At 62.6% G+C, this 969-nt stretch carries 3 protein-coding genes; 2 read left to right on the forward strand and 1 reads right to left on the reverse strand.

The features are described from left to right. Positions 1-40 precede the first annotated feature (40 nt). Positions 41-310: a hypothetical protein gene (locus AC5Y4T_RS26120; RefSeq protein ID WP_256999733.1), complete on the reverse strand. Its 270-nt coding sequence runs from the start codon at positions 308-310 to the stop codon at positions 41-43. On the opposite strand from AC5Y4T_RS26120, the gene AC5Y4T_RS26125 reads away from it, so the two are divergent. Then, positions 293-700 (forward strand): hypothetical protein, encoded by a 408-nt coding sequence (locus AC5Y4T_RS26125; protein ID WP_256999732.1) that lies wholly within the window; start codon positions 293-295, stop codon positions 698-700. The two genes, AC5Y4T_RS26120 and AC5Y4T_RS26125, sit on opposite strands and share 18 nt — an antisense overlap. 19 nt (positions 701-719) lie before the next feature. Further along, the gene (locus AC5Y4T_RS26130; protein WP_232526907.1) at positions 720-893 is read left to right on the forward strand and encodes a hypothetical protein; all 174 of its coding nucleotides are present in this window, start codon (positions 720-722) and stop codon (positions 891-893) included. Positions 894-969: the final 76 nt, after the last annotated feature.

Consider the following 969-nt stretch of genomic DNA (forward strand, 5'->3'; position numbering starts at 1 on the left):
TGGCCGACTTGAAGACAATGAGCGCGGCCACCGTGGACCGCTACCTCAAACCCGCCCGGGATGCGATACGCATCAAGGGCATCTCGACAACGAAACCGTCACCGTTGCTGCGTAATTCGATCTCCATCCGCACCTGCGCCGATGAGGCGCCGAACACCCCTGGGGTGATCGAGGCCGACACCGTCGCGCACTGCGGCCCGAGTTTGGTCGGCGAGTTCGCCCGCACGTTGACGATGACCGATCTGGTGATCGGCTGGACCGAAAACGCCTCGATCCGCAACAACGCCTCCAAGTGGATCCTCGAGGGCATCGAGGAACTGCAGCAGCGCTTCCCATTCCCGATGGCGGTTTCGACTCAGACTGCGGGTCTGAGTTCATCAATCACGAGGTCGCCGACTGGCTGCAGGACCGCGACATCGCCCAGACTCGCTCGCGGCCGTACCAGAAGAACGACCAGGCCCACGTGGAGTCCAAGAACAACCACGTGGTGCGCAAACACGCGTTCTACTGGCGCTACGACACCCCGGCGGAACTGGAGCTACTCAACGAGCTGTGGCCGTTGGTGTCGCTGCGGTTGAACTTCTTCACCCCGACGAAAAAGCCCCGTCGGCTACACCACCACCGCGGGCGGCCGCCGCAAGCGCATCTACGACAGCCCGGCCACCCCGTGGCAGCGCCTACAATCATCAGGTGTTCTTGATACACAACAACTCTCGAATGTGGCCGCCCGAATCGAGGGCATCAACCCGGCCGATCTGACCCGTCAGATCAACACCATCCAAATGCAGCTGCTGGACCTGGCCAAAGCCAAGACCGAGGCCCTGGCCGCCGCCCGCCACCTCGACCTGCAAGCATTACAACCGTCAATCAACCGATTGGCCGAGGCGAAGTAGTGCAAGCCCCCCACGCGCTCACCATGTGTGAGGCACCAGCCACCGCTTCGCGCTCACCTTTACGTGAGGCACCTCG

It is taken from the genome of Mycobacterium sp. NGS11 (assembly GCF_059813315.1).

Coding starts and splice junctions, on each gene's coding strand:
- AC5Y4T_RS26120 (WP_256999733.1), bottom strand. CDS start 310: ATGCCCTCGAGGATCCACTTGGAGGCGTTGTTGCGGATCGAGGCGTTT.